2 protein-coding genes and 1 pseudogene are annotated in these 2,006 nt (G+C 55.7%); 1 reads left to right on the top strand and 2 read right to left on the bottom strand.

Annotation, left to right across the window (positions count from 1 at the left end; translation table 11 throughout):
* The first annotated feature begins 130 nt into the window (after window positions 1-130).
* Complete coding sequence (locus ACR0DO_RS19415; RefSeq protein ID WP_480513379.1) at window positions 131-316, top strand: hypothetical protein; 186 nt, start codon at window positions 131-133, stop codon at window positions 314-316.
* Between the two features lie 46 nt (window positions 317-362).
* Here ACR0DO_RS19415 and ACR0DO_RS19410 read toward each other — a convergent pair.
* Both ACR0DO_RS19410 and ACR0DO_RS19405 read right to left on the bottom strand, forming a co-directional pair.
* Window positions 363-1,504 (bottom strand): IS3 family transposase gene (locus ACR0DO_RS19410; protein WP_480500938.1). Its coding sequence is split into 2 segments (ribosomal slippage): window positions 363-1,258 and window positions 1,258-1,504, totalling 1,143 coding nucleotides; the frame shifts between segments, so codons are not numbered across the junction.
* A 65-nt stretch (window positions 1,505-1,569) separates the two neighbouring features.
* Window positions 1,570-1,812 (bottom strand): annotated as a pseudogene (locus tag ACR0DO_RS19405) (transposase); the annotation flags it as partial.
* Between the last annotated feature and the right edge of the window lie 194 nt (window positions 1,813-2,006).

Raw genomic sequence — 2,006 nt, 5'->3', positions numbered from 1 at the left:
ACAGCCCCGAGCTCTGGCAGGCGCACATGGGTGCTGACCACTTAAATGCCTACATGGATGCCACAGACGGAATGATCGAAAAATTCTGGCTGCACGAACTCACACACATCGCATGAGTGAGGCTATTTAAATGAAACACTCCCTCCTTAGACAGCTACTTCTGGGTTCGATGTTGTCGGCCGCTGCGCTCTCGCCTGCTATTGCCGAGACCGTCGAGACTGAAGTGGTGGCAACCCATGACACACGCTACGGCGATCCGTTCTTCTCCACCGATGGTCGCATGTTCCTGAGCATGTCACCTGACCCAGCCCCTTGATCCGGGCCGTTTGGATGTAGAATCCGTTCCTGTTTCTTTCTCGTGTTTAGGTTGCGGTCAAGGCCTGCTGAGCGGAGCCGTTGCGTAGCTCAAGCGAAGCAGGCCGGGTGGCGCGGTTGAGATTGGCGTAGACGGCTGGAGCCAGCCCGCCAAGTGACGTGTGTGGTCGCTGCGTGTTGTAATCGATCCTCCAGTTTTCAATGATCTTTCGGGCCTCGGCGAGGTTACCGAAAATGTGTTCGTTCAGGCATTCGTCTCGCAGCCTGCCATTGAATGACTCGACAAAGGCATTCTGCATGGGCTTTCCGGGTGCGATGTAGTGCCAGCCGACACCAGTATCCTGGCACCACCTGAGAACAGCATGAGATGTCATTTCCGTTCCATTGTCGCTGACAATCATATCCGGCTGTCCGCGCCTGCGGATCAGTTCATCCAGTTCGCGCGTCATCCGCGCGCCAGACAACGAACGATCCACGACGGTTGCCAATGCCTCTCGCGTGCAATCATCCACGATGCACAACACTCGGAACCGCTGGCCGTCTTCGAAAGCGTCAGACACAAAGTCCAACGACCACCGTTGATTGGCCCGATCCGGGACGAATATAGGCCGCCGCGTGCCCAAGGCACGTTTGCGTGACCGCCTGCGACGCACCACCAGCCCTTCCTCGCGATAGAGCCGGAACAGCTTCTTGTGGTTCACCTCAAAGCCCTCTCTCGCCAACAGGATGCCCAAACGCCGATAACCGAACCGGCGACGCTCATTCGCCAGTTCGCGCAGACGCTTGCGCAGGGCTTCATCATCCTGGTTCTGCTTCTGATATTGAAAGACAGACCTGTGCAGGTCGGCCAGCTCACACGCCCGACGCTCAGACAGGCCGTGCCGATCCATCACGTCCGACACGGCCCGTCGCTTCACGTCAGGCGTCAGTAGTTTTTTGTCGCGAGATCCTTGAGCGCCGCGTTGTCCAGCATGGCATCCGCCAACATCCGTTTCAGACGATTGTTCTCATCTTCCAGCGCACGCAACTTCTTCGCATCCGACACGTTCATTCCGCCGAACTTGGCTTTGTATTTGTAGAACGTGGCATCGCTGATCCCATATTTGCGGCACAACTCCTGAGCTTTCACGCCTGCCTCGTATTCCTTGATCATTCCAATGATCTGTTCGTCGCTAAATCTGCGTTTCATAGTCCATCCTTTGCTTGGACGGATTACTAACACCTCAATGGCCTGATTTCAGGGGGCTGGGTCACTTTCAGCGTGGCCACATCCATCATCTGCTCAGCCAGCATCTTCTTCAGTTTGGCGTTCTCAGATTCCAGCGTCTTCAGTCGCCGCGCATCGGACACCTCCATGCCGCCGTACTTGGATCGCCACTTGTAGAAGGTCGCGTCACTGATCCCATGCTTGCGGCACAGCTCTTTCGCACCGAGCCCGGCCTGATGCTCTTTCAAAATCCCAATGATCTGTTCTTCGCTGAAACGGCTTCTCTTCATCGTCTGTCTCCTCAGTTGGAGAACAGGCTAACCTCAAATCGAGGACTTTTCAGGGGAGCAGGTCACCATCGATGGGCGGCATGCCCAGACGAACCTGCACCAGTCGGTTGAGGATCGCTGTCAGTTGCCATCTGGGTCGATGAACAGCTTTATCCTATTTCGTAAACATCAATATCTATTGCAGCTGCTTGTCG

Source organism: Ruegeria sp. AM9 (genome assembly GCF_056540565.1).
This window is presented reverse-complemented; position numbering and strand designations above follow the sequence as displayed.

Coding starts and splice junctions, on each gene's coding strand:
- ACR0DO_RS19415 (WP_480513379.1), top strand. CDS start 131: ATGAAACACTCCCTCCTTAGACAGCTACTTCTGGGTTCGATGTTGTCG.